The sequence below is a fragment of the Sunxiuqinia sp. A32 genome, from assembly GCF_052690465.1.
This window is the reverse complement of sequence record NZ_JBQYLI010000022.1, coordinates 47504-70057: the sequence shown is the minus strand read 5'-3', so window position 1 is coordinate 70057 and position 22554 is coordinate 47504. Positions and strand designations below refer to the sequence as shown.

General features: G+C 36.1%; 22 protein-coding genes. 13 read left to right on the top strand and 9 right to left on the bottom strand.

Translation table 11 applies throughout. From position 1 onward, the window contains the following. Positions 1-158: 158 nt before the first annotated feature. The 3 genes from ACUNWD_RS18275 to ACUNWD_RS18265 are packed head-to-tail and all read left to right on the top strand — an operon-like array spanning position 159 to position 1546. Positions 159-725 (top strand): glutaredoxin domain-containing protein, encoded by a 567-nt coding sequence (locus tag ACUNWD_RS18275; protein WP_445589300.1) that lies wholly within the window; start codon positions 159-161, stop codon positions 723-725. A gap of 10 nt (positions 726-735) precedes the next feature. Then, positions 736-1245: a thioredoxin domain-containing protein gene (locus ACUNWD_RS18270; protein ID WP_445589299.1), complete on the top strand. Its 510-nt coding sequence runs from the start codon at positions 736-738 to the stop codon at positions 1243-1245. Between the two features lie 13 nt (positions 1246-1258). Continuing rightward, on the top strand, positions 1259-1546 hold the full coding sequence (locus ACUNWD_RS18265; RefSeq protein ID WP_445589298.1) for a GroES family chaperonin: 288 nt from the start codon (positions 1259-1261) through the stop codon (positions 1544-1546). Positions 1547-1637: 91 nt separating this feature from the next. Here ACUNWD_RS18265 and ACUNWD_RS18260 read toward each other — a convergent pair whose 3' ends face one another. After that, positions 1638-3848, bottom strand: coding sequence for a trypsin-like peptidase domain-containing protein (locus ACUNWD_RS18260; protein WP_445589297.1), 2211 nt, complete (start codon positions 3846-3848; stop codon positions 1638-1640). A 91-nt stretch (positions 3849-3939) separates the two neighbouring features. Between ACUNWD_RS18260 and ACUNWD_RS18255 the strand changes: the two genes are divergently transcribed. The 9 genes from ACUNWD_RS18255 to elbB all read left to right on the top strand — a co-directional run bounded on the left by ACUNWD_RS18255 (position 3940) and on the right by elbB (position 11893). Beyond that, positions 3940-4353 (top strand): threonyl-tRNA synthetase editing domain-containing protein, encoded by a 414-nt coding sequence (locus tag ACUNWD_RS18255; RefSeq protein ID WP_445589296.1) that lies wholly within the window; start codon positions 3940-3942, stop codon positions 4351-4353. 1 nt (position 4354) lies between these two features. After that, the gene (locus ACUNWD_RS18250) at positions 4355-5011 is read left to right on the top strand and encodes a TatD family hydrolase (protein ID WP_445589295.1); all 657 of its coding nucleotides are present in this window, start codon (positions 4355-4357) and stop codon (positions 5009-5011) included. Continuing rightward, positions 5004-5723, top strand: a complete 720-nt coding sequence (locus ACUNWD_RS18245; RefSeq protein WP_445589294.1) for a tRNA threonylcarbamoyladenosine dehydratase — start codon at positions 5004-5006, stop codon at positions 5721-5723. Before ACUNWD_RS18250 ends, ACUNWD_RS18245 begins: the two co-directional genes overlap by 8 nt. A gap of 78 nt (positions 5724-5801) precedes the next feature. Beyond that, positions 5802-6536, top strand: a complete 735-nt coding sequence (locus ACUNWD_RS18240) for a hypothetical protein (RefSeq protein WP_445589293.1) — start codon at positions 5802-5804, stop codon at positions 6534-6536. A 347-nt stretch (positions 6537-6883) separates the two neighbouring features. After that, a complete protein-coding gene (locus ACUNWD_RS18235; RefSeq protein WP_445589292.1) occupies positions 6884-8227 on the top strand; it encodes an ACT domain-containing protein in 1344 nt (447 codons plus the stop codon). An 18-nt stretch (positions 8228-8245) separates the two neighbouring features. Further along, positions 8246-9550 (top strand): O-acetylhomoserine aminocarboxypropyltransferase/cysteine synthase family protein, encoded by a 1305-nt coding sequence (locus ACUNWD_RS18230; protein ID WP_445589291.1) that lies wholly within the window; start codon positions 8246-8248, stop codon positions 9548-9550. Between the two features lie 57 nt (positions 9551-9607). Further along, entirely contained in the window at positions 9608-10573 is a 966-nt protein-coding gene (gene metA / locus ACUNWD_RS18225) for a homoserine O-acetyltransferase MetA (protein ID WP_445589290.1), read from the top strand. A 145-nt stretch (positions 10574-10718) separates the two neighbouring features. After that, positions 10719-11123: a hypothetical protein gene (locus tag ACUNWD_RS18220; protein WP_445589289.1), complete on the top strand. Its 405-nt coding sequence runs from the start codon at positions 10719-10721 to the stop codon at positions 11121-11123. A gap of 119 nt (positions 11124-11242) precedes the next feature. Beyond that, on the top strand, positions 11243-11893 hold the full coding sequence (gene elbB, locus ACUNWD_RS18215) for an isoprenoid biosynthesis glyoxalase ElbB (protein WP_445589288.1): 651 nt from the start codon (positions 11243-11245) through the stop codon (positions 11891-11893). Positions 11894-11897: 4 nt separating this feature from the next. Here the strand turns inward: elbB and ACUNWD_RS18210 are convergent, their stop codons facing one another. Continuing rightward, positions 11898-13835, bottom strand: a complete 1938-nt coding sequence (locus ACUNWD_RS18210; RefSeq protein ID WP_445589287.1) for an OmpA family protein — start codon at positions 13833-13835, stop codon at positions 11898-11900. 181 nt (positions 13836-14016) lie between these two features. Between ACUNWD_RS18210 and ACUNWD_RS18205 the strand changes: the two genes are divergently transcribed. After that, positions 14017-15231, top strand: coding sequence for a hypothetical protein (locus ACUNWD_RS18205; protein ID WP_445589286.1), 1215 nt, complete (start codon positions 14017-14019; stop codon positions 15229-15231). Here the strand turns inward: ACUNWD_RS18205 and ACUNWD_RS18200 are convergent. The 7 genes from ACUNWD_RS18200 to ACUNWD_RS18170 are packed head-to-tail and all read right to left on the bottom strand — an operon-like array spanning position 15209 to position 22553. Beyond that, positions 15209-15595: a response regulator gene (locus ACUNWD_RS18200; RefSeq protein WP_445589285.1), complete on the bottom strand. Its 387-nt coding sequence runs from the start codon at positions 15593-15595 to the stop codon at positions 15209-15211. The genes ACUNWD_RS18205 and ACUNWD_RS18200 overlap by 23 nt on opposite strands. A gap of 39 nt (positions 15596-15634) precedes the next feature. Continuing rightward, positions 15635-17215, bottom strand: a complete 1581-nt coding sequence (locus tag ACUNWD_RS18195; RefSeq protein WP_445589284.1) for a response regulator — start codon at positions 17213-17215, stop codon at positions 15635-15637. A gap of 5 nt (positions 17216-17220) precedes the next feature. Further along, positions 17221-18282 (bottom strand): protein-glutamate methylesterase/protein-glutamine glutaminase, encoded by a 1062-nt coding sequence (locus ACUNWD_RS18190; RefSeq protein ID WP_445589283.1) that lies wholly within the window; start codon positions 18280-18282, stop codon positions 17221-17223. A 9-nt stretch (positions 18283-18291) separates the two neighbouring features. Beyond that, a complete protein-coding gene (locus tag ACUNWD_RS18185) occupies positions 18292-18756 on the bottom strand; it encodes a chemotaxis protein CheD (protein WP_445589282.1) in 465 nt (154 codons plus the stop codon). Positions 18757-18758: 2 nt separating this feature from the next. Beyond that, the gene (locus tag ACUNWD_RS18180; protein WP_445589281.1) at positions 18759-19643 is read right to left on the bottom strand and encodes a sensor histidine kinase; all 885 of its coding nucleotides are present in this window, start codon (positions 19641-19643) and stop codon (positions 18759-18761) included. An 11-nt stretch (positions 19644-19654) separates the two neighbouring features. Continuing rightward, complete coding sequence (locus ACUNWD_RS18175; RefSeq protein ID WP_445589280.1) at positions 19655-20494, bottom strand: CheR family methyltransferase; 840 nt, start codon at positions 20492-20494, stop codon at positions 19655-19657. A 40-nt stretch (positions 20495-20534) separates the two neighbouring features. Then, a complete protein-coding gene (locus ACUNWD_RS18170) occupies positions 20535-22553 on the bottom strand; it encodes a methyl-accepting chemotaxis protein (protein ID WP_445589279.1) in 2019 nt (672 codons plus the stop codon). Between the last annotated feature and the right edge of the window lies 1 nt (position 22554).

Below are 22554 nucleotides of genomic sequence, written 5' to 3'. Positions count from 1 at the left end.
TTGTTTTTTGAAAGATTACAAGAACAGGTAAAAGGTTGCGTGGACTGCAAAAAATCTATTAATATTTATAAAATTCATGACAAAATAAATTGATGAAAAAAATGGCATGACGTTTGATATCTATTTTTCTATATATTTATATATATTATATTTGAAAAATGAAATCGATAGGATCATATGAAGAATTAAAGAGCCACTTGAAACAGGAGAAAACATTGTGGCTACTCATTTTCAAAAAAGGAATGGAGCAAAGTGATCTTGCTTTGGAACGCGTTCAGAATATAGAAAAAGGAAGCACAACAGTTTATTATGCAGATGTAAATTTGGTAAAAGACATACATCCTGTATACAATATCACAACTGCTCCTAGCTTATTACAATTTAAAGATGGCAAGCTTACAAATGTGGTTAAGGGTGCTCAAACGAGCGATCAATACGAAAATCTTTTATCAGGAAACTCGTATGTAAACAACGCAGAACAAAAGAAAAACAAGACGGTTATTGTGTATACAACACCAACTTGCAGCTGGTGCAATACACTTAAAGGTTATCTTAGATCTGCTCAAATCACATTCAAGGAAATTGATGTGAGCAGAGATCAAAATATGGCGCAAAAAATGGTTCAGAAAAGTGGTCAACAAGGGGTACCACAAACAGAAATAAATGGTCAAATGATTGTTGGTTTTGACCGAGATCGTATCAATAAATTATTGGAAATTAATTAAAAATCATATCATGAAAAAAATGCTATTCACAATGACTTTGGCTGCTATGCTTTTTGCAGGATGTAATTCAAATGCCAAAGACAACAAATCACAAGGTGAGACCCAAACTGCTACTGAAAGTTCAACAAAATCTGATGACGGCGGAACACTAATGCTCACCAAAGACAAATTTATTAAAGAAGTATGGAACTATAATGAGTCTCCACAGGAGTGGAAATATTTAGGAGACAAACCTGCCATAATTGATTTTTATGCAGACTGGTGTGGTCCATGTAAAATAGCTTCCCCAATATTGGAAGAAGTTTCAAATGAATTTACCGGAAAAATCAATGTCTATAAAATTGACACTCAGAAAGAGCGCGAACTTGCTGGAGTATTTGGAATTCAAAGCATTCCTGCATTCTTATACATTCCAATAGAGGGAAAACCAGTCATGATGGCAGGAATTGGCAGATCAAAAGAGGAAACTAAGAATATGTTTGTTGAGAACATCAACAAATACCTTTTAAATAAACAATAAAAGAAAAGTAAAAATGAAGGAATTACAACCGATTAATCAAAATGTTCTGCTTGAAATTACAGAAGACAAATCAGAACAAAAGACTACTTCAGGAATTATTATTCCTGACTCTGCAAAGGAAAGTCAAAAAACTGCAAAAGTTGTTGCAATCAGTGCTATTGAAAATGCTGAAATTGCAATTGGTGATGAGGTACTTTACAAACAATTTGCTGGGACTGAAATTGATTTTGATGGTAAGTTATTTTTATTACTTCCGTACTCCGAAATCCTTTCAAAAGTAGTTGAAACAGAATCGATTTAATCAGTATTTTTCTTTTCTGCCTATTTTAAATTGACACAGACATAAATTGACATGAAAGCAGCCTTGTGCTGCTTTTTTCTTTTCAAAAAGACTAATTTCCCAGATATAGAATTTTTGTTTGGTAGTTTTTACTTTGCTCCAATACACGAACCAAATAGGTACCCGGAATATTTCCAGAGAAGTCAACTTGCAGCCATCTACTATCCAATTGTTCAAATTTAACAGGAACCTGCTGCCCGATTAGATCATAAATCTCCACTTTTTCCGGACGAACTTCATCATCAAATTTCAGATATAATATATGTCCATCACTTAATGGATTTGGAAATGCTGACAGCGGAAGCTTCTGACTTTTCAACTGAGAGTTACTTAACTCCATATCAATATTACACAAAACAACTTCCATCAACAAAGCTGAACCATTAGAATCATTTGTTTTTTGAGGAAAGGTATACCACTCCGCCCCGTCTTTTATATAGTATGAATTAAGAGGATCAACAGTTCTATTTGCCATATAAACAGAAAATGTATCTGTTGCTTGTTTCATGTCGAGTTCATATGAAACAAAAAACTTACTGGAGGTTTTTGCAACTTCATTAAACTCAAAGTAGTTCATTACTCCCGGATCAATATCTTTTAGATAGTACGATTGCTCATAAACTAACTCGGTTGGAAAAAATTCACCATTATAAACCTGAATATTAATTTTCGACTGCGAACTGGAACTCAACGTCATTGCTTTAGCAACCCCCAGAGAAACGCCAGCAACATCACAGCTTGAATCCTGCTCAAATTTTTCAGCAAAATTCATAAATCCATAATCGTTATTCCCACTCCAATAGCCTTTAAAATCACCATTTTCAGTAATCCCGATCAACTTATGCTCATCTTCATCACGAAAATTAGTAAAAGCTCCACACATCAATGGACCAGAATAAGGAGCTAATCCATCAAGTGCCATCCCACTATTATTATTGGGGTCCAACCAGTGTTTTAAACTTTTCGAATTATCACTATAATAATCCCAGGCCAAATCAAATCTTGCAAAATAATCACGTGTTGGATCATCACATGTAGCTGCACCACCGGTTAAACTGCCGACCATATGTCCATCTTGATTAATCAACGCACCTCCTGATGACCCCTCTTCTGTTGTTCCATATTCCCAATTCCCAATATACCAAAAACCATCTTTAAGAAAATCTTTACTATAAGTTTGTATTTTAGGACTATGTATGTCGACAGTTATTTTCTTCACATCACCTGAGGGGTGATGGATACAAACTGTAGAATTCGGGAAATTTCCACTTCGATCCCATCCCAGAAAATAAGGTCTGTATATAGGTGGAGGTTGAACACTCATTTCAACCAAACAAAAATCAAGGCTATCTGCCCTGGCTTTTAGAGTACTTCCGCTTAGACTGCGGCTGGCATCACCATCTATCTCTCCACAATAAGGAGAATCATAGTTAAATAAAAAGGTGCTTTCATCTGCCTGTGTCAAATTTTCAATACAATGAGCAGCAGTATAAACATAAGGTGTTGCATCATTATTCGTATTATTTATTAATGTGCCTGAACATAACTCAGATGTTATTTCTCTAGGTATCAAAATGCGAACGACTGCATTTGCCTGCAGCTTATGTGAATCACCAATATCGCAATTCACATTCACATTACAAGAACCTGAAATTCCTTTAGGTCTCCGATCACTTTTTAAACTTTTAATCCCAACAAAATCGTGACTGACTTTATAAATTGACAATTCTCCTTCAAATTCTGCATTCAAAGGTTCTTCGTATTGCACGATTATATCATCACCAATAACCGGAGAAGTTGATAATTTCTTAGTAGTTTTATTATTTAGATCAGTAAATGCACCAATCACATCAGCTTTATCTGCTGAAAAAATGAATAGACGGGAACCTTCTGGTAAATAATATTTATCGAACACAAGACTTAGGGACTTAGCGCCTTCAGACCGAATTTCAACTTGCCAAATCCGGTAATCATCAACTAAGCTCCATCCCCCTGAATTTTCCGGAGTAATTTCGACCTTAAAAATTTTACCGTATTGAAATGGTTTCAAACTATTCTCGCTTTGACGCTCTATACTCGCCTTCAAAAGCCTTTCGTTATCTATCTTCGGAAGATCAATTATATTTCGGGAAGAAGCACTTTTAAGTTTTGAAAAATCAATCGGTTTTCCGCCTTGTGAAATCTGTGCTGAAGCATAGGTTCCCAACAAACAAAAAGCAAACACAATCATCAAATACCTCATGGGAATCAATATTCTATTCATGCCAAAAATACGTTAAATTCGCATAAGTGATTATGAAATAACGGTTTTTTAGCTCAAACATTCTATTTTAGACTGAAATAAATGCAGAAAAATGAAAGTACTTGTTATGTATGTAAATGAATTCAGCTACACTCCTGCTGAAAAAAATTTAGAAGAAGCACCCGATATTAATGATGGAAAAACTATAAAAGATGCTATTCTTGCCTTTATTCAAGTTGAAAAAGAAGACGAGGAAAAAGATGTTAAAAGCAGGGAAAAGAAATTAGTAAATCATTTGAAATGGACTTCTCGAAAGAACAACACAAAACAGGTTATTTTACACTCATTTGCCCATTTATCGGAATCAAAAGCTTCAGCTGAATTCACTAAAGAACTGTTTGACCAGGCAGAAGTTCGCTTGCAAAATGCAGAATTTACAACTTGGCAAACACCGTTTGGATACTTTCTTGACTTGAAAATTGATGCTCCGGGATTTTCCCTGGCAAGAATCTGGGCAACTTTGTAACATGAGATTTGTCGATATCCATACCCATCAACCATCCTTTGATGATATTGTAGAGATTATAAATCATCAGGTTCAGGATGAATGGGATCCTGTTTCAAACAAGCTGTATTCTGCAGGTTTTCATCCATGGGAAATAGGTAAATATAATTCGTCTCATATGATTGAGAGAGTTTCTGAACTCGGAAAACTTCCGAATGTGCTTGCTGTTGGAGAATTTGGAATTGACAGACACATTGACACTGATCTAAAACAACAGGAAGAAGTTTTCAAGCAACAGCTTGAGATTGCAGAAACATTACATAAACCAATTATTATTCATTCAGCTCGCAGCTATTCAGATATTATACGGCTAAAAAAAGAAGCTAAAAGCACAATTAACTGGATACTACATGGATATAATGGAAATGAAGAAACCACAAAGCAATTAATAAAACATGACTTTTACTTTTCAATTGGTGCTTCGATTCTAAAAAATCCGGATAAATTGGTTAAAAGCCTTAGCTTGATTCCTTTGAATCGACTATTTTTTGAAACAGACATTTCACCTGAAAAAATCGAAACTATTTATATTTTTGCCGCAAAATTACTTCAGGCAAATATTGAAGAATTAAAAACGATCGTATATTCTAATTTCAAACAGGTTTTTAGGCATGATTGACTGGCAGGAAAGAACAAAATTAATGGTTGGAGAAGAAGGGGTCCAGAAGCTTGGAAAAGCACATGTTTTAGTGGTTGGACTTGGTGGTGTTGGTGCTTACGCTGCAGAACAACTTTGTCGCGCAGGAGTTGGTGAACTCACCATTGTTGATGGAGATGTAGTTGAAGCATCGAACAGGAACCGGCAACTTCCAGCGTTAATTAGCAATATTGGGCGGCCAAAAGCAGAAATCCTGGCGGAGCGTTTTAGAGACATTAATCCAGATTTGAAACTCCACGTCATCAATGAATATCTGAAAGATGAAAGAATGGTGGAAATTCTGCACCAGTCAAAATATGACTATGTTGTTGACGCTATTGACACATTGGCTCCAAAAGTATTTTTGATATATCATAGTTTGCAATCCAAATTACCAATTGTAAGTTCTATGGGTGCAGGAGGTAAATTTGACCCGATGCAAATTAAGATTTCGGACATATCGAAAAGTTATAATTGCAAACTCGCACGAATGATTCGCAAAAGATTGCATAAGCTTGGAATACGAAAAGGATTTAAAGTTGTTTTTTCACCGGAAGAAGTAGATCCGTCCAGAATAAAAATAGAAGAAAGTCGGAATAAAAAATCGACAGTTGGGACTATCTCGTATATGCCTCCACTGTTTGGATGCTATTGTTCATCGGTGGTAATCGGCGACTTACTGAAAAAAAGCTGACATTGGCATAGGATTTGGTAATTTTGTGTGGACATAGAAATAAAAGCTATATTTTTCATTCATAGAAAACTTTCAACCATGAAAAGAAAATTTACCCGCACATTTTTTGCTTTGCTAGTATTCTCTCTATCATTATCTTGTTCGGGACCCAAAAACATTATAAAACTCGAACCTGAAAATGAAAATGGAAAGTGGTTGTATGGCCAAAATTTCGTTTCTGACTCGTTGTATGGAATAATTTACGAAGTAGGTTTCGACAAACAAATGGACAACAAATATTGGTTTGATTTCAATATCGTAAATCGATCTAACATGCCTGTATTAATTGATCCTGCTGAATTCTATTGTGAAGCATATGACGCAGCACAAAACCCATTAACTCCTGAAAAAATTGCAGCAATTGATCCTGAAGAGGAAATTTTTGAATTGGAAAAAGAACTTTCCAGAAATGAAGCCAGACAAAAAAATCAGCTTGGCTTAACCTTATTTGCAGCCGGAATAGACATTGCTACTGGCATTGCTACTGCAACAGACGACAATCCGCACAACAACCATAATCGGACACACTTACTTTATGATGTTCAGGGGGCAAAAATTGAAAATGAATTTGAAGAACAAAGCCTTTCTCAGCTAGTAGACTCATGGAAAAGTTCCACCATCAGAAAAACAACATTGGAAAGTATGTACTCGATGCAGGGACGTGTTTTCTTTCCTTCGTTCCCCGAAGCTTCTTACATCAAAATAATTTTACCGGTCGATGAAGATTTTATTGAATTTGGTTTTAAACAAGTTCAATATCCGGTTAAACCATAAGTAAGATTTTAAAAATCAAAACCATCCAAAAGAGAGTTCGATACCGGACTCTCTTTTTTTAATCCTTCAATTTTAACATTTGTGTAATATTATTTAAACTTTTTCTAAATAAGTTTTGTTTTTAGTGAAAATTACTTAGGTTTGCATCATCATTATAAGGCAAAAAATGACAAATTATTCTACATACACAATTAGCACTGCAGCTCTTTCTATGAGCTCAAATGTGTTTGTCATGCCTACCATGCATATGGTTATGCGATAGCCTTCTTTCGGTATTTTTATATTGATTGAAGGCAGCCCAAATTCTCAAGTTAATCTTTTTTCCAATCACTTTTATTTAGAAAATTATGCCAGATTTTATCGTTCGATTTGGCGGAAACAATATTAAAAATCAATCGGTGATCGAATCATTTCAGCAAATTCTGAAATCGTCTTCACAAAAGCACCTGATTGTTGTTTCAGCCATCACAGAAATTCAAGACACTTTGGAGAAAGGTCTCGATCTTATAAAAACAGGTAGTTTAGGTCATCAAAGAATTATTACCGATATAAATCGAATTATCGAAACCCTATCACTACCAACGAATAAAAATCAAACAAAATTAAGCGAGGAATTATCTACACTTGAAACCTTACTGAAAGGCATTGAGTTTACCGGAGATTATTCGCTCGCTCTGCAAGATGTTATCATCAGTTTTTCTGAAAGAATTACAGCTATTATTTTGGTCAGCATCCTTGAGCAAAACTCAATTCACGCGGAATTGACTTTGCCCGAAGAATTTGGACTTCAGGTTTCTGATGAATATGGCAACGCAAGCGTGTTATTAAACGAATCTGGTGAAAAAATTAAATCGTTTGATTTCGCCCAAATAAGCATTATTCCTGGTTCATACGGAGCAAATCAGCAAGGCAAAATCACCAGGTTGGGAGCACGTGCCTCTGACTACACAGCTGCTGCTTTAGCTTCAATATTTGACAACCAACATCTCGAGCTTTGGCAAATTGGCAGAGCTTTTAAAACAGCTGATACAACTATTGTTTCGGAGGCTGAATTTATTGAAAGCTTAACCTACGCTGAAGCATCTGAACTTTCCTATTTCAATCAATCGTCAGTACATCCACGAATTGTTGAACCACTCATTGACAAGCACATACCAATTAAAGTTTTTGAACTTATTGATGGACAGAAAGTTTTAAGAACCACGATAAATTCAAAAAACATTGTTTCAAAAAATGTAGTTAAAAGTGTTGCACATAGCGACGACATAGCCATTCTAAGTTTAAATGGTCCTGGCGTTGGTTTCAAACTTGGAATTCTGGCGCTTGTAACTACTGCATTTAGCAAGCAACAAATCAATATTCGCTCGGTGATTACTGCACAAACAAGTATAAACATCATCATTGATAAAAAATCGATCGAAGCTGCCCGTGCAATAACTTATGCGCTGAGTCTTCCATCTGTAAGTGAAATTACGATCAATGATAAAGTATCGCTCATTGCAATTATCGGACACGGAATGCAAGATAATCACGGTATTTCTGCTCAGTTGTTTGTTGCAGTTGCCAATAACAAAATCAATGTTCGTTTGAGTGGATCAGGTGCTTCTGATCTAGTCAGTTACCTGATTGTTGATGAAAATGATAAGAACAAAGCGATCGAAGAAATACACAAGACATTTTTTAATAATTAACATACAAAAATTAGTACAATGACTACCAAAAATTTAAAATTTGAAACACTGCAATTACATGCAGGTCAGGAACCAGATCCAGTAACCGGCTCACGAGCGGTCCCAATCTATCAAACAAGTTCATATGTGTTTAAAGATGCTGACCACGCAGCCAACTTATTTGCATTGAAAGAATTCGGAAATATATACACACGGATCATGAATCCGACTCAGGATGTATTTGAACAACGTATTGCTGCTCTTGAAGGAGGTGCAGCTGCGTTAGCTGTTGCCTCCGGTCATGCGGCACAGTTTCTTGTGTTCAATACCCTTCTTGGTATTGGTGATAATTTTGTAAGTTCCCCTTTCCTGTATGGTGGCTCTTACAACCAATTTACAGTCTCATTTAAAAAGCAAGGCATTGAAGCTCGACTGGCAGAAGACTTGACAATTGAAGCTTTTGAAAAGTTGATTGACAAAAACACAAAAGCAATTTATCTGGAAACAATTGGAAATCCAGGCTATGTTATTCCTGATTTTGATGCATTTGGCGATCTGGCAAAGAAACACGAAATCCCATTGATTGTTGATAATACTTTTGCAGGAGCAGGATACTTATTCAAGCCAATTGAACACGGTGCCAACATTGTAGTGGAATCAGCTACCAAGTGGATTGGTGGACATGGAACCAGCATTGGTGGGGTAATTGTTGACGCTGGGAATTTCAACTGGGGTAATGGCAAATTTCCAGGATTCACCGAGCCATCAGAAGGTTACCATGGATTAAAGTATTGGGATATATTCAATTTCGACGGTCCATTTGGAAACATCGCTTTTATAATAAAAGCCAGAGTTGAAGGCCTTCGTGATTTTGGCCCTGCAATTAGTCCTTTCAATTCTTTCTTATTGCTTCAAGGGTTGGAAACTTTATCTTTGCGACTGGAAAGACATGTTGAAAATGCACAAAAATTAGCAGAATGGCTGGAGAAGCATCCTAAGGTTGAAAGTGTAAACTATCCGGGGTTAAAGAGCAGTTCTTCATACGAATTGGCCAAAAAGTATCTTAAAAAAGGTGCTGGAAGTGTGCTCAACTTCATTGTAAAAGGTGATGTTGAATCAGCCAATCAGGTGGTAAACAACCTTGAACTTGTTAGCCATTTAGCAAACGTGGGTGATGCAAAAACGCTGATTATCCAGCCTGCTGCCACTACACACCAGCAATTACCGGAAGAAGCACAGCGTGCAGCCGGTGTTTACCCTTCTCAATTACGTGTTTCAGTTGGAATTGAGCACATTGATGATATTATTGCTGATTTTGAACAAGCATTGGAGAAAATTGGTTAAATAAATACACTCCGGATGTCAAATGGCATCCGGGGTTTCAACTTAAAAAAGATTGTTATGCCACTTAATATTCCTGATAAATTACCAGCAATTGGGCTGTTAAGAAAGGAAAATATATTTGTTATTGATAATACGAAGGCGTCTCATCAGGATATTCGTCCATTAAGGCTCATTATCTTAAATCTGATGCCATTAAAAATTTCAACAGAAACTGATCTGCTTCGTTTATTGTCCAACACACCACTGCAGGTTGAAATTGACTTTTTGAAAATTAAAGGTCACAAACATAAAAACACTTCAGCAGAGCATATGAAAACGTTTTACACAACGTTTGATAAGATCAGTAAAAACAAATACGATGGCATGATCATCACCGGAGCTCCAGTTGAACACCTCCCTTTTGAAGATGTTACCTATTGGGATCAAATGAAAGAGATACTGGACTGGACAGTGACCAATGTAACCTCTTCCCTATTTATTTGTTGGGCAGCTCAAGCTAGTTTATTCCACTTTTACGGAATACCCAAATATCCTTTAGAAAAGAAAATGTTCGGAGTTTTCCGTCATGAAGTACTTGATGATAAAATGCCAATCTTCAGGGGATTTGATGATGAGTTTTTTGTACCTCACTCAAGACATACTGAAATAAGAACCGAAGACATACTGAAAATTCCAGAGTTGGATATTGTTTCTCAATCTGAAGATTCTGGTGTAAATATGCTTGTCGCCAAGAATGGCCGGCAAATTTTTATTACAGGACATTCTGAATATTCCAGAGAAACATTGAATAATGAATATCAAAGAGATTTTGAAAAAGGATTGCCAATTGATATTCCAAAAAATTACTTCCCGGGAGATGATCCAACCAAACAACCGATCATGAGATGGAGGTCTGCAGCAAATCTGATGTTTTCGAACTGGTTAAATTATTACGTCTACCAGGAAACACCATATAATATTGAAGATATTGGCAAAATAGATCGGCTATTGTTAGATTATCATTGGGAAGGTAGCGGAATTTAGTTTTCACTGACAGCACATATCAAATCAGGTTAATTTACGCCTCCGCACTATACAAATGGTTTATTAGGATAACCATTTTTAATGACATCCGTAAGTATGAATTAGTTTCATAAATAATTCTTTCTATTAACTAATTATTCTTCTTATGAATGTAAAAAGATTTCTTTTAGCCTCATTGGCTGTTTTTGTAACATTCCAATTGCTTGATTTCATTATTCATGGGGTTATTTTAATGAGTACCTATGAGGAAACCGCATCCGTTTGGAGAGAAGATATGATGGACTTGATGTGGATTATGTACATCAGCGGTGTACTCCTTTCACTATTGTTTGTTTATATCTATATCAAAGGGTTTCAAAACAAAGGCATTATGGAAGGAGTCCGTTACGGATTGGTCATGTGGTTATTGTTAATGGTTGTTGGAAGTGTTAACCAATTTGTAATTTATCCGGTACCTGCCGACCTGGCTGTAAAATGGATAATTTATGGATTAGTTGAGCTGGTGGTTGCGGGTGTTGTAACTGCTTTGGTTTATAAGCCAAAAAGTTGAATATAATCCTTTTTGAATAATTGCATCCGGTTCTGAATACAGGCCGGATTTTTTTATGTTTTCATAATTCTTGGCAAATGCTATTTTAAACTTTAATTTTATGGAAAAAACAGATCAACATGAAAAAATTTGCCATTGTTTTATCCGGCTGTGGAGTCTATGATGGAGCAGAAATCCATGAAGCAACATTAACCATGCTAGCCATTGCCAAATTGGGAGGTAGTTATAGCATATTTGCCCCAAACATCAACCAGCATCACGTTATTAATCACATGACTGGTGAAGAAATGAAAGAAACAAGAAATGTTTTAATTGAATCGGCTAGAATTGCCCGAGGAAACATCAAAGACTTAAAAGAATATGATCCAAAAGATTTTGATGCATTGGTTTTTCCAGGTGGTTTTGGCGCGGCTAAAAACCTCAGCAGTTTCGCGTTTGATGGACCTTCATGCAGTGTGAATACCGATACAGAAGAAGCAGTAACAAAAACCGTTAAAGCAGGGAAACCAATCGGAGCTCTTTGCATTGCTCCTGCAGTTATCGTTCGCATTTTGAAAGATGCTGAAGTAACTATAGGTGAAGATTCAGGAACTGCTTCTGCCATTGAGAAAATGGGTGGCAAACATACAAATACCACTCATGGAGAAATTGTTGTTGATTCAAAATATAAGCTGGTTACAACTCCATGCTACATGCTTAACGCAACAATTGATCAAATTTACAATGGAGCAGAAAACGTAGTGAAAAAATTATTGGAATTGGCTGATTAAAGAATTAATCAATTGAAATGATACGAAATTCAGTCCGGCGGTTTTTTGCTCTTCCGCTGGCTGAATCATTTGTTGAAACCGGCTGAGACATTCCATATCCTTTAAAGCTCAATCTTTCTGCATCCAATTTATTCTTCACAAGGAATTCATAAACTGCTTTCGCCCTTAACTCGGATAAATTCTGATTATAATCCTCGCTACCAACATTATCGGTATGCCCTCCAATTTCAACTTTTATAGAAGGATTGTTTTTTAGAAATGAAAGCAACAAAACCAACTCGGCTCTCGAACTTTCAAGTATCTCATAAGAATCTGTTTTGAAGAAAATATTTCGAAGAACTGCTTTTTCTCCTACCTCAATTCGATTCAACGAAATATCCATAATTATTGGATCTTTAACATCCCTAACTTCTTTTAACGAAAAATTCTCAGAATAAAACAGATAACCCTCTTTTAAAACATTGAAAGCATATTCTTTTCCCAAAGGTAAACACATCAAAAATTCCCCCCTCTCTAAACACGATCTGGCTTTTGATACCAGTTTATTTGCATCAACATCCATTAACTCAACCTGAGCACATAAAGGATGATTATCCTTTTTATCAATAATCCGTCCTTTCACATAAGACACTGGATTTGGTTGAGCATCCTCATACAGATTAAACTGATAAATATCCAAACCTTTGGAGCCAGGCCGATTGGAAGAATAATAGGCTGTATTTCCAGAGGCATTCACAATCAATCCCTGCTCATCTTTATGTGTATTAATTGGGTAGCCTAAATTTTTTGCTCTTTGCCATATAGTATCATTAACCTGACGTGTGTAAAAAATGTCGAGTCCTCCCATATTTGGCCATTTGTCAGAAGCGAAATACAAAGTTTTACTGTCTGCATGAATAAATGGTGACATTTCGTTTCCCTTGGTATTTATAGAATCGCCTAAGTTTTGCAGTTCTCCCCACTGAATTATTCCCAGGCCGACATTTTTCAGCTGGCACTTCCAAATATCCATTCCTCCCAAACCTCCTTTTCGATTACTCACGAAATAAAGGCTTTCGCCATTGGCAGAAATAGCGGGTTGCGATTCCCATGCAGCGGAATTAACAGGAGATCCAACATTCCGTGGCTTTGTCCATACTCCATTTATATACTGAGTGAAATAAATGTCGCAACTGCCATATCCATCAGACTGGGTACAAGCTGTAAAAAAAATCAGTTTCCCATCAGCTGAAACACTTTGAGCTCCTTCGTTGTATGGAGTATTAATTTCAACCAATGGCTCAGCAGGTTGCCAATCTTCACCATCATAAGCCGACCAGTAAAAATCTTCCTGCAATTGATTAAAATTATTTTGATGCCCATAATTTGAAGGACACAACCTTGTAAATATTAACGTCTTTCCATCAATGGTCAAGCTTGGCCAATATTCATCCAAATCGGAGTTAATTGCCTCTCCCATATTTTCAACGATGAAAGGCACCGGATTGTCAACTTGAGAAATTGCAAAATCGCATTGTTTTAATCGCTCCTGAGCTTGACGATTGAACTTATTGGAATCCAAACTTATGGATAAGTAATCTTCATAAGCATTCTTTGCTGCACTGTAATTCCCCGCTCTCAAATATGCATTTCCAAGAACGTACATCAGCTTTGGATACCTGGAACGATCAATTTCTACCGCTTTTTCCAAAACGTGTATTTGCAAAAACAAAGAATCAATATCCCGATAAATATCAGAAGCCAACAGATAAGCTTCATAAAAACAACTATCTTCCCCTATTGCTTCTTCAAGTTTATCAATTGCCTTTTGATTCTGCTCCTTAAAAAATTCCTCCTGTGCCTGCTCAAATAACTTCTTTGCCTTATTATTCTTCGTCGATAACTCCTGCGCAAATGAAGTCACCACAAAAAAGAAAAATATGACAAAAACACTTATTCTCATGAATTTAGAATGAAGATATCGATCGTTCTACAAATGTATACCCACTTATTTTGGCTTACCCCATTACATAACGATGTTTTTTTCAAATAATTTTACACCCAACTCCATAACTCCGAAGGAATAATCAATTAAAAACGATCAAAAATAAAAGACCTATTTTTGTGCAATTAAATGCTCAACCTTGAAAGAAAAAACAATATACTATTTTAACCCAACTTGTGAAATGGCTGTGGCCAATGGATCACCATACTATCAACCACCTGCTCTACTCAGGGAATTCGAAGAAACTCTTTCCTCCATTTTACTTTGCTATAGCAGCGATGGTGATTATTTGTTGAAGAATAGACCTATATGCCAAGAGTTAGTCGATAATTTTCAACAACTCGGCTGTGCAAAAACTGAAATTGGAAACAAAAAAGAAATTTTTGATTCGTTAAAAAATTCGAATCAAAAAGTTACATTTTGCCCTTGGGGATGGAGCCCTTCAGCATTGAACGAACTAAAAGATTTTCTGCCATTATGCGATACTAATATTGCTAAAAATCCTGAACATTTTAAAAAATATTATGAGCGTAAAAATGCAGTTGATGTACTTGCAAAAATTATAAAAAAGGAACCATCAGAGTTCATCCTTCAACAAGCAAAATTGCCAACAATTATTCTTACGCTAAAAGATGTAGAAGATTCGCTTCAAAAATGGGGTCAAATTATACTTAAGGCTCCATTAAGCTCAAGCGGACGAGGATTAGAAGTAATCAGGAAAAGTAATCTCAATAATTCAAACATCCAATGGATAAACACTTTTATTAAAAATCAAGGGTACTTAATAGCCGAACCACTATTAAACAAAGTTGTTGATTTGTCTTTTCAATACCAGGTCCAGTCAAATAGGCAAATTGATTTTTTAGGAACGTCATTTTTTGAAACAAACGCAAATGGACAGTATCAAGGTCATTTTTTAAATTCACATCCAGAAGTACATTCATTTCTTAAAAAGAATAGAATTGGAAATTACCTGGAGGAACTTGCTCAAAAAATAAAGGTAGAATTATCAGATATGCAATTTACAGAAAATGAAGGATTTTTGGGTGTCGATGCATTAATTTACAAGGAAGATAGCCAATATAAAATTCATCCCTGCGTGGAGATAAACGCAAGAAATAATATGGGTATTCTTAGTCTCAAACTTCAGCAATTAATACATCCGAATAGCACTGGTTTCTATCATGTTTTTAATAGCACCGGCATGACTTACTCCGATTACGATAAAAGTATGAAAATTGAAAATCCACCAATATTTAAAGATGGGAAATTTTGGAAAGGGTTCTTAAGCCTAACCGATTCTGGAGATAGTAATCGTTTTGGAGCTTACATTATTTTAGATGGCGATAAATAGCATCGAGTAAGTTATTCAACCTTATTGGTTTTGAAAGAAATTCGTCGCAACCAGCTTCGTAACTTTTTTGCTCTTCACCAGAAAGGATATATGCGCTTTGTACAATAATAGGGACATCTGAGTCCAACTTCCTAATTCTCCGAGTTGCCTCAAAACCATCCATTTCTGGCATATTCAGATCCATCAAGATTAAATCAATTTTATCCTCCTTTTGAAATACATCGATGGCTTCCCTACCGTTTTTAGCCCATAAAGCTTTTACATGGGTTTTTTTGAGTGCTGCTTCAAAATAAATTCTGCTAGTTTCGTTGTCTTCAACCACTAAGACTGTTTTTCCACTTAAATCGTTATTAGGCACAGACATAATCCAAATTTTTGACTAACAATTTAGCACTTTTAAATCTTATATCAAATTTCTTTGAATCACTAATTCAAGGTCACTCGGTTTAAATGGTTTTCCAAGGTGATCATTCATTCCACTTTTCAAGAAATACTCAACATCTTCTTTGAATAGATTTGCAGTCATTGCTATAATTGGGATCTTCTTTTCTTCGCCTTTTTCGTTCTCAATCTTACGTATTTCCTTGGTTGCCTCAACACCGTCCATAACAGGCATTAAAATATCCATCAAGATCAGGTCAAAGCTCAGCCTGTTGTAAAATTCAACTGCTTTTATACCATTATCTGCCAGCGTTACTTCATGACCCAATCTTTTTACGGTAAGCAATGAAACTTTCTGGTTTATAACATTATCCTCAACCAGCAAGATTTTTAATTGTCTCGGAATTTTTACATATTCCTCATCAACTTCATTGCTTTCAACAATTATATCTTCATCAATTTTGGCATCCATAATTCCCGCATCATCAAACACTGCTGTAAACCAAAATTTAGAGCCCTTATTTTCCTCACTTATCACACCAATTTCTCCACTCATCAAATTTGAAAGCTTCTTCGAAATTGCTAAGCCCAACCCGGTTCCACCATATTTACGGGTTGTTGAACTGTCAGCCTGTGAAAAAGATCGGAAAAGCTTACTTTGATTTTCAGGAGAAATTCCAATGCCAGAATCCTCAACTTCAAACAAAAGCCTGTATTTCTGACCATATTTTTTATCCAACTTTACAAACACCCTTACAAAACCTTCTCTGGTGAATTTTATAGCATTGTTACTTAAGTTTATAAGAATTTGTTTAAGTCGAAGCGGATCGCCAATTAGCATATCGGGTAAATCATCATCATAAACAATCGAAAACTCTAAATTCTTTTGAGATGATTTGTAATAAAGAAGCTTTTTCACTTCTTCAACCTCTTGCTTCAGGTTAAACTTAATTTTTTCAAATGCAATCTGCCCGGCTTCAATCTTAGAATAATCCAGAATATCGTTAATGATCATCAAGAGGTTTTCACTTGATATATCTACAATCTCGACAAACTCGGTTTGCTGTTCATCCAATGCTGTTTGTTTTAGAATGTCAACCATTCCAACAATACCATTCAAGGGAGTTCTAATTTCATGAGACATGTTGGCCAAGAACATACTTTTTGCTTTTGCTAAACCTTCAGCTTCATTCCTCGCTAAAAGTAACTCCTGCTGAGTCTTTTTAAGTGATAAATGAAGTTTCACCCTTGCGAGCAATTCTTCATCACTAAATGGTTTTAAAATATAATCTACTGCACCAAGTTTAAATCCTTTCACAATGCTTTCTTTTTCTCGCTGCGCAGTTAAGAAAATTATTGGCGTTTCCTTATTTTTTGAACCAGCTTTTATTTGCCTGCATATTTCAAAACCATCAATGTCTGGTAAAACGATATCCAGCAGAATCAAGTCAAAAACATTTGCATTGGCCTTTGCCATTGCAGAATTACCAGTTTTTGAAGTAACAATCAGATAATCTTCGCGAGACAATATTGATTTCATCAACTCTAGATTGACAGGCATGTCATCTACAATCAATATTTTCTGTTGTACTGTTTTATTCATAATTTCTAAGCAAATTTGTTAATCCAATCAATTATCTCTGAGGGGTTTCCAATAAAATCAACTGCATCCAGGTTAATAGCTTCTTTGGGCATTCCAAAAACAATCGATGAGGTTTCATCCTGCGCGATACAAACAGCTCCTTTATTTTTTAGCTGTAACATTCCATTCGCACCATCTTTCCCCATTCCAGTTAATATAATCCCCATTACATTTTTTCCCGCGATTTCTGCCACCGAATTAAATAAAACATCAACGGAGGGGCGATGTCTATTTACTAATTCACCTGGCTCAATCTTACATTTATACTGACTACCGGCACTTTTAACCAGTAGATGATAAAATCCATTGGCTATATAAACACATCCATTTTTCAACACATCTCCATCTTCCGCTTCTTTTACAATAAGCGAGCTTTCTTGATTTAATCGGTTGGCAAATGCACTGGTAAATTCTCCTGGCATATGTTGTACAATCAAAATTGGCGGAAGGTTATTCCTAACCGATTTTAAGATTGTAGAAATTACTTCCGTCCCTCCGGTTGATGCGCCAATTAAAATCAGTTTCGAGCCATTGGAAGAAGCATTAAATAGGTCCTTTTGGGGTTGGCTAACGATTGAATCTGATTCTGCCTTCTTTTTGCGATTGATCTTCTTTAAGGAATCGCCAGACATTGCAGCTGCTTTAACGGCGTCACATATCTTTATCCGATATTCATCCAGATTCCTGGCAAAATTCAACCTTGGTTTTGTTATAATATTAATAGCCCCCAGCTCCAATGCGCGAATTGCCAAATCACTGCGATCACCAGTAATTGATGAAATCACCACCACGGGTAGCGGATGTTGGTCCATTAATTTTTTCAGGAAGACCAAGCCGTTCATTCTTGGCATTTCTAAATCCAGAGTAATCACATCTGGAACTTGTTTTGAAATTTTCTTTACAGCTTCGTAGGGATCCGCTGCAGTATCCAGTACCGTAATGTTTGGATCACTGTCAAGAATATCAGTCAACGCACTGCGAACAATAGCTGAATCATCTACCACTAAAACTTTAATCTTATCTCCCATATCTATTAGCTACACACTTTTATTCAAATATTTCTGCAAAACCTCCCCGGTCGAACTTCTAAAAATTATCTTTCGCCCTCTATCTCCACCAGTACTAGATGCAAGCACAGGAATGCCTTCTTCTCCCAGTATTTTATATGCAATCGCGATATTTCTTTCACCAACATGAAAAGTATTGATATCATTCAAAATTTTACCTCCACCGAAAATCTTCGCAACAATATTCTCTTTTTTCACACCCAATTTAATCATTTCTTCGATTAATTTATAAATCGCTACGTTACCATAGCGTGGACTTTCCAATCCATCGCCATTCCATAATGGCAACATATAGTGATTCATCCCGCCAATAGCATTCTCAGGATCGTAAAGACAAACTGCCACACATGATCCTAATACTGTATGAATGAGACAATCATGCGCTACAACGTACACCCCTGATGGTTGCAAATAATATTTCTCGTACTTTGCCAAATCTAAAAATTCTCCCCTGAATCAATCATAAACCCATCCAAATCATCAATATCCTCAACACTTAAAGCTGGTAGTTTTAAAAACACAAGCATCCCCCCATCAGTTGGAAAATCAATACTAATATCCGCATTCAATAGTTGGCAATATGACTTAACAATCGCAAGTCCTAATCCGTGCCCTGTATTAATTGAATTAATTCGCTCATCAACTTGCCTAAACCGATCAAATATTATTTCTCTATCTTTTTCCGGAATTCCTTTACCAAAGTCACGAACAACGATCTCAACATTTTCACTACTTGCTTTCAAATCGACTTCAATCTTACCTCCTGCATGGCTAAACTTAATGGCATTACTCAGCAAATTCTTCACAACTATTTCAAGCTTAACAGAATCAGTGGAAAACTTCTTCAACAGACTATCCTCAGAACAGTTAAATGTCAACTGAATGTGCTTGCTGCTGATCTGCTCCGTAAAATATTCAATGATCGAATTTACAAAAGCCTTCATCGCAACATCACTCGGAATAAGCTGTTCTTTCCCTGATTCAATAGCTGCCGCTGCAAAAATATTTTTAAGTTGAAAATCCAGATGAAATGCTTCCTTATTAATCATTTCAGCCATCCGTTGCGCTTTATCCATATCTCCCTTAGCAAGCTTTTGGATATTTTTAGATAACAGCAAAATACTGGCAAATGGATTAATTATTTCATTTGTTATATTACTAATAAAGTGCCCTTTATAAGATTCTGCAGATTTCAGTTTTTCATTTACCTTGAATAACTTTTCGGTAAGTACTTCAATTCGCTCCTGAAGTCCGGAGGTATTCTGAAGACGTTCTTCCAGCAACCTCAATAATTCCTCGTTAGTTATGTTTTTTCCTTGCATGATTTAATTTTTCATAACACCTTTTGATATACACTAGGCCAAATAACTTTTAAAGGCAAATCCATATTTATCAATGATTCCGAATGACCGATAAACAGAAATCCGCCAGGCACTAACTTATTGACAACCTTTTTAAGCACCTCAAACTGATTTTTTTGATTGAAATAAATCAGGGTGTTTCTGATAAAAATAATCTGAAATTTGTTCTGAATATTATAATTATCATCCATCAAATTTGAATATCTGAATTCAATCTTTGACTGGATGGATTTCATTATTTTAATCTTGGGATTTGAAACATCTTTACTTTTTAAAACATACCTTTTAAGGTATTCTGAAGGAATTTGAGTGCTGGACGAAAATGGATAAATTCCGTTTTTTGCAATCTTTAGCATCCGACTAGAAACATCAGTACCTAGAATGTGATAATTTGACAATAGCTTATTTTTCAGCTTAAACTCTTCCAATATCATTGCCAAAGAAAATGCTTCCTGCCCGTTCGACGAACCAGCACTCCAGCAATCTATGAACTGTTTCTGTTCTGAAACCAAATCTGGCAGAATGGTCGAAAGCAATAAATCAAAATGCTCCTTTTCTCTAAAAAACTCAGTCTTATTGGTTGAGACCAAATCAATCATTGCTGGTAATTCAGTCATTTTATTTTCAGGCTTTAAGAGATAGCTGGCGTAGGTTTCGAATGAATTAAATCCCAATTCATTCAATCGAGATTGCATTCTGGATTGAAACATGATACGTTTTTCCGGGGGCAATTTAATCCCGATCGTATTGGTTAATAGTTCAGCCAATTGCGCAAACTGCCTTTCAGAAATTTCAATCAGTTTAAAGTTCACTTTTTCACGCTTTTATTTCAAAACCCAAATTCTATAGATCCTAGAATCTTTCAAATTCCTCATCACTCTCGTCACCGTCCTCTAAATCGATAAAAATGCCCCTCCCCTGTTCTGTAACTTTTTTCTCGGCCTCTTTCAATTCGGGAACAACCTTTCTTTTTTTCTTTACCTGTGATACATGATCATCCTTCATCACTTTAAAGAATGAAACAATCTCCTGAAGGTTCTCAGCCTGACTCGACATCTCTACTGCATTTGTGGCCAACTGCTCAGATGCAGCAGCATTCTGTTGTGTAATTTGGTTTAATTGTTGAATCGCCGAATTGATCTGATCTGCACCAGAACTTTGTTCTAAACTAGCAGCAGCAATTTGCTGAATCAATCTCGAAGTTTTCTGAATTTCAGGCACAATCTCTTTCATTAAGTTACCTGCTTCTTCTGCGTTAAATACACTCGATTTAGTTAACTCGTTAATTTCAAGAGCAGCGATTTTACTACGTTCCGCCAACTTGCCAACTTCAGCAGCAACCACTCCAAAACCTCGTCCGTGTTCTCCGGCACGCGCAGCTTCAACAGCAGCATTCAATGCCAAAATATTTGTTTGAAAAGCAATGTCTCCAATAATTGAAATCTTATCCGCAATTTCATGTATGGCCATTACCGTTCGATCAACGCGTTGCTGCCCAACCTGAATTTCAGTATTTGCTTTATTTGAAATTTGTTCCGTTTCCTTTGCATTCTCAGTGTTCTGTTGAATGTTTGCAGTCATTTCTTCAATAGAAGAAGACACTTCCTCTGCAGAAGATGCCTGTTCTGAAGAGCCCTGTGAAACATGTTGCGATGTTGAACTTAGTTCCATACTTGCAGAAGCCATATTGTCTGCAGCGACCGTTACCGCTGTAATAATCTGACGAATCTTTTCTCCCATTTGCCGTAGATTCTGCCCTAATTCGCCAATTTCATCCTTCTGATCAATGTCTAAATCAACAGTCAGATCACCTTTTGCCATTTTCTTCGCAAACTCAATTCCTTTGTATAGTGGAACAGTAATAATCCTCGCCATGAAAATTGAGGTAAATATGGCCACAACAATTGCAACCAATATCGCAATTACATTTTTAGAGATTGAAGAAACAACAGTTTTTGAGAAACCACCTGAAGTTTCAATTGCACTATTGATTGCTTCATCACGTAACTCCACTGCATTTGCAACTAATTTATCAGACAATTCGTGATGCTGTTTATCATACCCCTCTAACTCATGCATTTTGGAAATTAGCTCCGACAATAAACTTTTATAGTCCGTTTCTACTTCTCTAATTTCTTTCAATTGATTAATATTATCACTACGCTTTGTGTATGGAGTAATTACATCGAGTAACTCCTCTATTTTATCAAAAATTGCTAACGCATTTGAGATGATAGTGGGATTGTTTAACAACTGTCCTTCACTTGTCATCAGTTGAACTTCAGCTCCCACATCTATTAAACTCGAAATTGACATGATTGTAATGCGTCTAGAATCGGAGACAGCCCCTGCTCGAACTTCTCTACGTAATAAATCATTTTGCACTTGTAAAAATGCTCTGCAGTTCTCGGTATAAACTTTTGCATTCTGATTTAACCTGGAGCGCAAAATGGAAATATCCTGATTAATCTTAAAAGTCATCAGCATTACTTGTTCATATTTTGGAATTTCCATGCGCGCAATGCTCAGTTTCTGCTCCAAAATATCCATTCTTTTTGTAGAGGCAAGTAATTCTTCACCTTCCAACACAGTGCGTTTCAACTCTTCAAGATTATTCTTTGCCAACCGATAGTTTTCAGATTTACCTGTTGTCAAATATCCTTCCATGCTAAAAGCCAATTGTTGTGTATTTCTACTTGAATTACTGGCAAGCTCCATTACAGGAAGATATTCATCGGTTAGCGCACTAACATCACTCTCAAAAACGTACATCGTATACAATGAACTTATCCCCAACAATAAGGTGATGACAATTAAAGTAGCAAATGCCCAGTATAGTTTTGTTCTAATTTTTAAATCAACGAAGCGCATA

Excerpts from the sequence above, each read along its gene's own strand:
- ACUNWD_RS18235 (WP_445589292.1), top strand. The coding sequence starts at position 6,884 with ATGCCAGATTTTATCGTTCGATTTGGCGGAAACAATATTAAAAATCAA.
- ACUNWD_RS18210 (WP_445589287.1), bottom strand. The coding sequence starts at position 13,835 with ATGAGAATAAGTGTTTTTGTCATATTTTTCTTTTTTGTGGTGACTTCA.
- ACUNWD_RS18180 (WP_445589281.1), bottom strand. The coding sequence starts at position 19,643 with ATGCAAGGAAAAAACATAACTAACGAGGAATTATTGAGGTTGCTGGAA.
- metA (WP_445589290.1), top strand. The coding sequence starts at position 9,608 with ATGCCACTTAATATTCCTGATAAATTACCAGCAATTGGGCTGTTAAGA.
- ACUNWD_RS18240 (WP_445589293.1), top strand. The coding sequence starts at position 5,802 with ATGAAAAGAAAATTTACCCGCACATTTTTTGCTTTGCTAGTATTCTCT.
- ACUNWD_RS18265 (WP_445589298.1), top strand. The coding sequence starts at position 1,259 with ATGAAGGAATTACAACCGATTAATCAAAATGTTCTGCTTGAAATTACA.
- ACUNWD_RS18260 (WP_445589297.1), bottom strand. The coding sequence starts at position 3,848 with ATGAATAGAATATTGATTCCCATGAGGTATTTGATGATTGTGTTTGCT.
- ACUNWD_RS18220 (WP_445589289.1), top strand. The coding sequence starts at position 10,719 with ATGAATGTAAAAAGATTTCTTTTAGCCTCATTGGCTGTTTTTGTAACA.
- ACUNWD_RS18245 (WP_445589294.1), top strand. The coding sequence starts at position 5,004 with ATGATTGACTGGCAGGAAAGAACAAAATTAATGGTTGGAGAAGAAGGG.
- ACUNWD_RS18270 (WP_445589299.1), top strand. The coding sequence starts at position 736 with ATGAAAAAAATGCTATTCACAATGACTTTGGCTGCTATGCTTTTTGCA.
- ACUNWD_RS18190 (WP_445589283.1), bottom strand. The coding sequence starts at position 18,282 with ATGGGAGATAAGATTAAAGTTTTAGTGGTAGATGATTCAGCTATTGTT.
- ACUNWD_RS18195 (WP_445589284.1), bottom strand. The coding sequence starts at position 17,215 with ATGAATAAAACAGTACAACAGAAAATATTGATTGTAGATGACATGCCT.
- ACUNWD_RS18250 (WP_445589295.1), top strand. The coding sequence starts at position 4,355 with ATGAGATTTGTCGATATCCATACCCATCAACCATCCTTTGATGATATT.
- ACUNWD_RS18255 (WP_445589296.1), top strand. The coding sequence starts at position 3,940 with ATGAAAGTACTTGTTATGTATGTAAATGAATTCAGCTACACTCCTGCT.
- ACUNWD_RS18230 (WP_445589291.1), top strand. The coding sequence starts at position 8,246 with ATGACTACCAAAAATTTAAAATTTGAAACACTGCAATTACATGCAGGT.
- ACUNWD_RS18200 (WP_445589285.1), bottom strand. The coding sequence starts at position 15,595 with ATGTCTGTGCCTAATAACGATTTAAGTGGAAAAACAGTCTTAGTGGTT.
- ACUNWD_RS18275 (WP_445589300.1), top strand. The coding sequence starts at position 159 with ATGAAATCGATAGGATCATATGAAGAATTAAAGAGCCACTTGAAACAG.
- elbB (WP_445589288.1), top strand. The coding sequence starts at position 11,243 with ATGAAAAAATTTGCCATTGTTTTATCCGGCTGTGGAGTCTATGATGGA.
- ACUNWD_RS18170 (WP_445589279.1), bottom strand. The coding sequence starts at position 22,553 with ATGCGCTTCGTTGATTTAAAAATTAGAACAAAACTATACTGGGCATTT.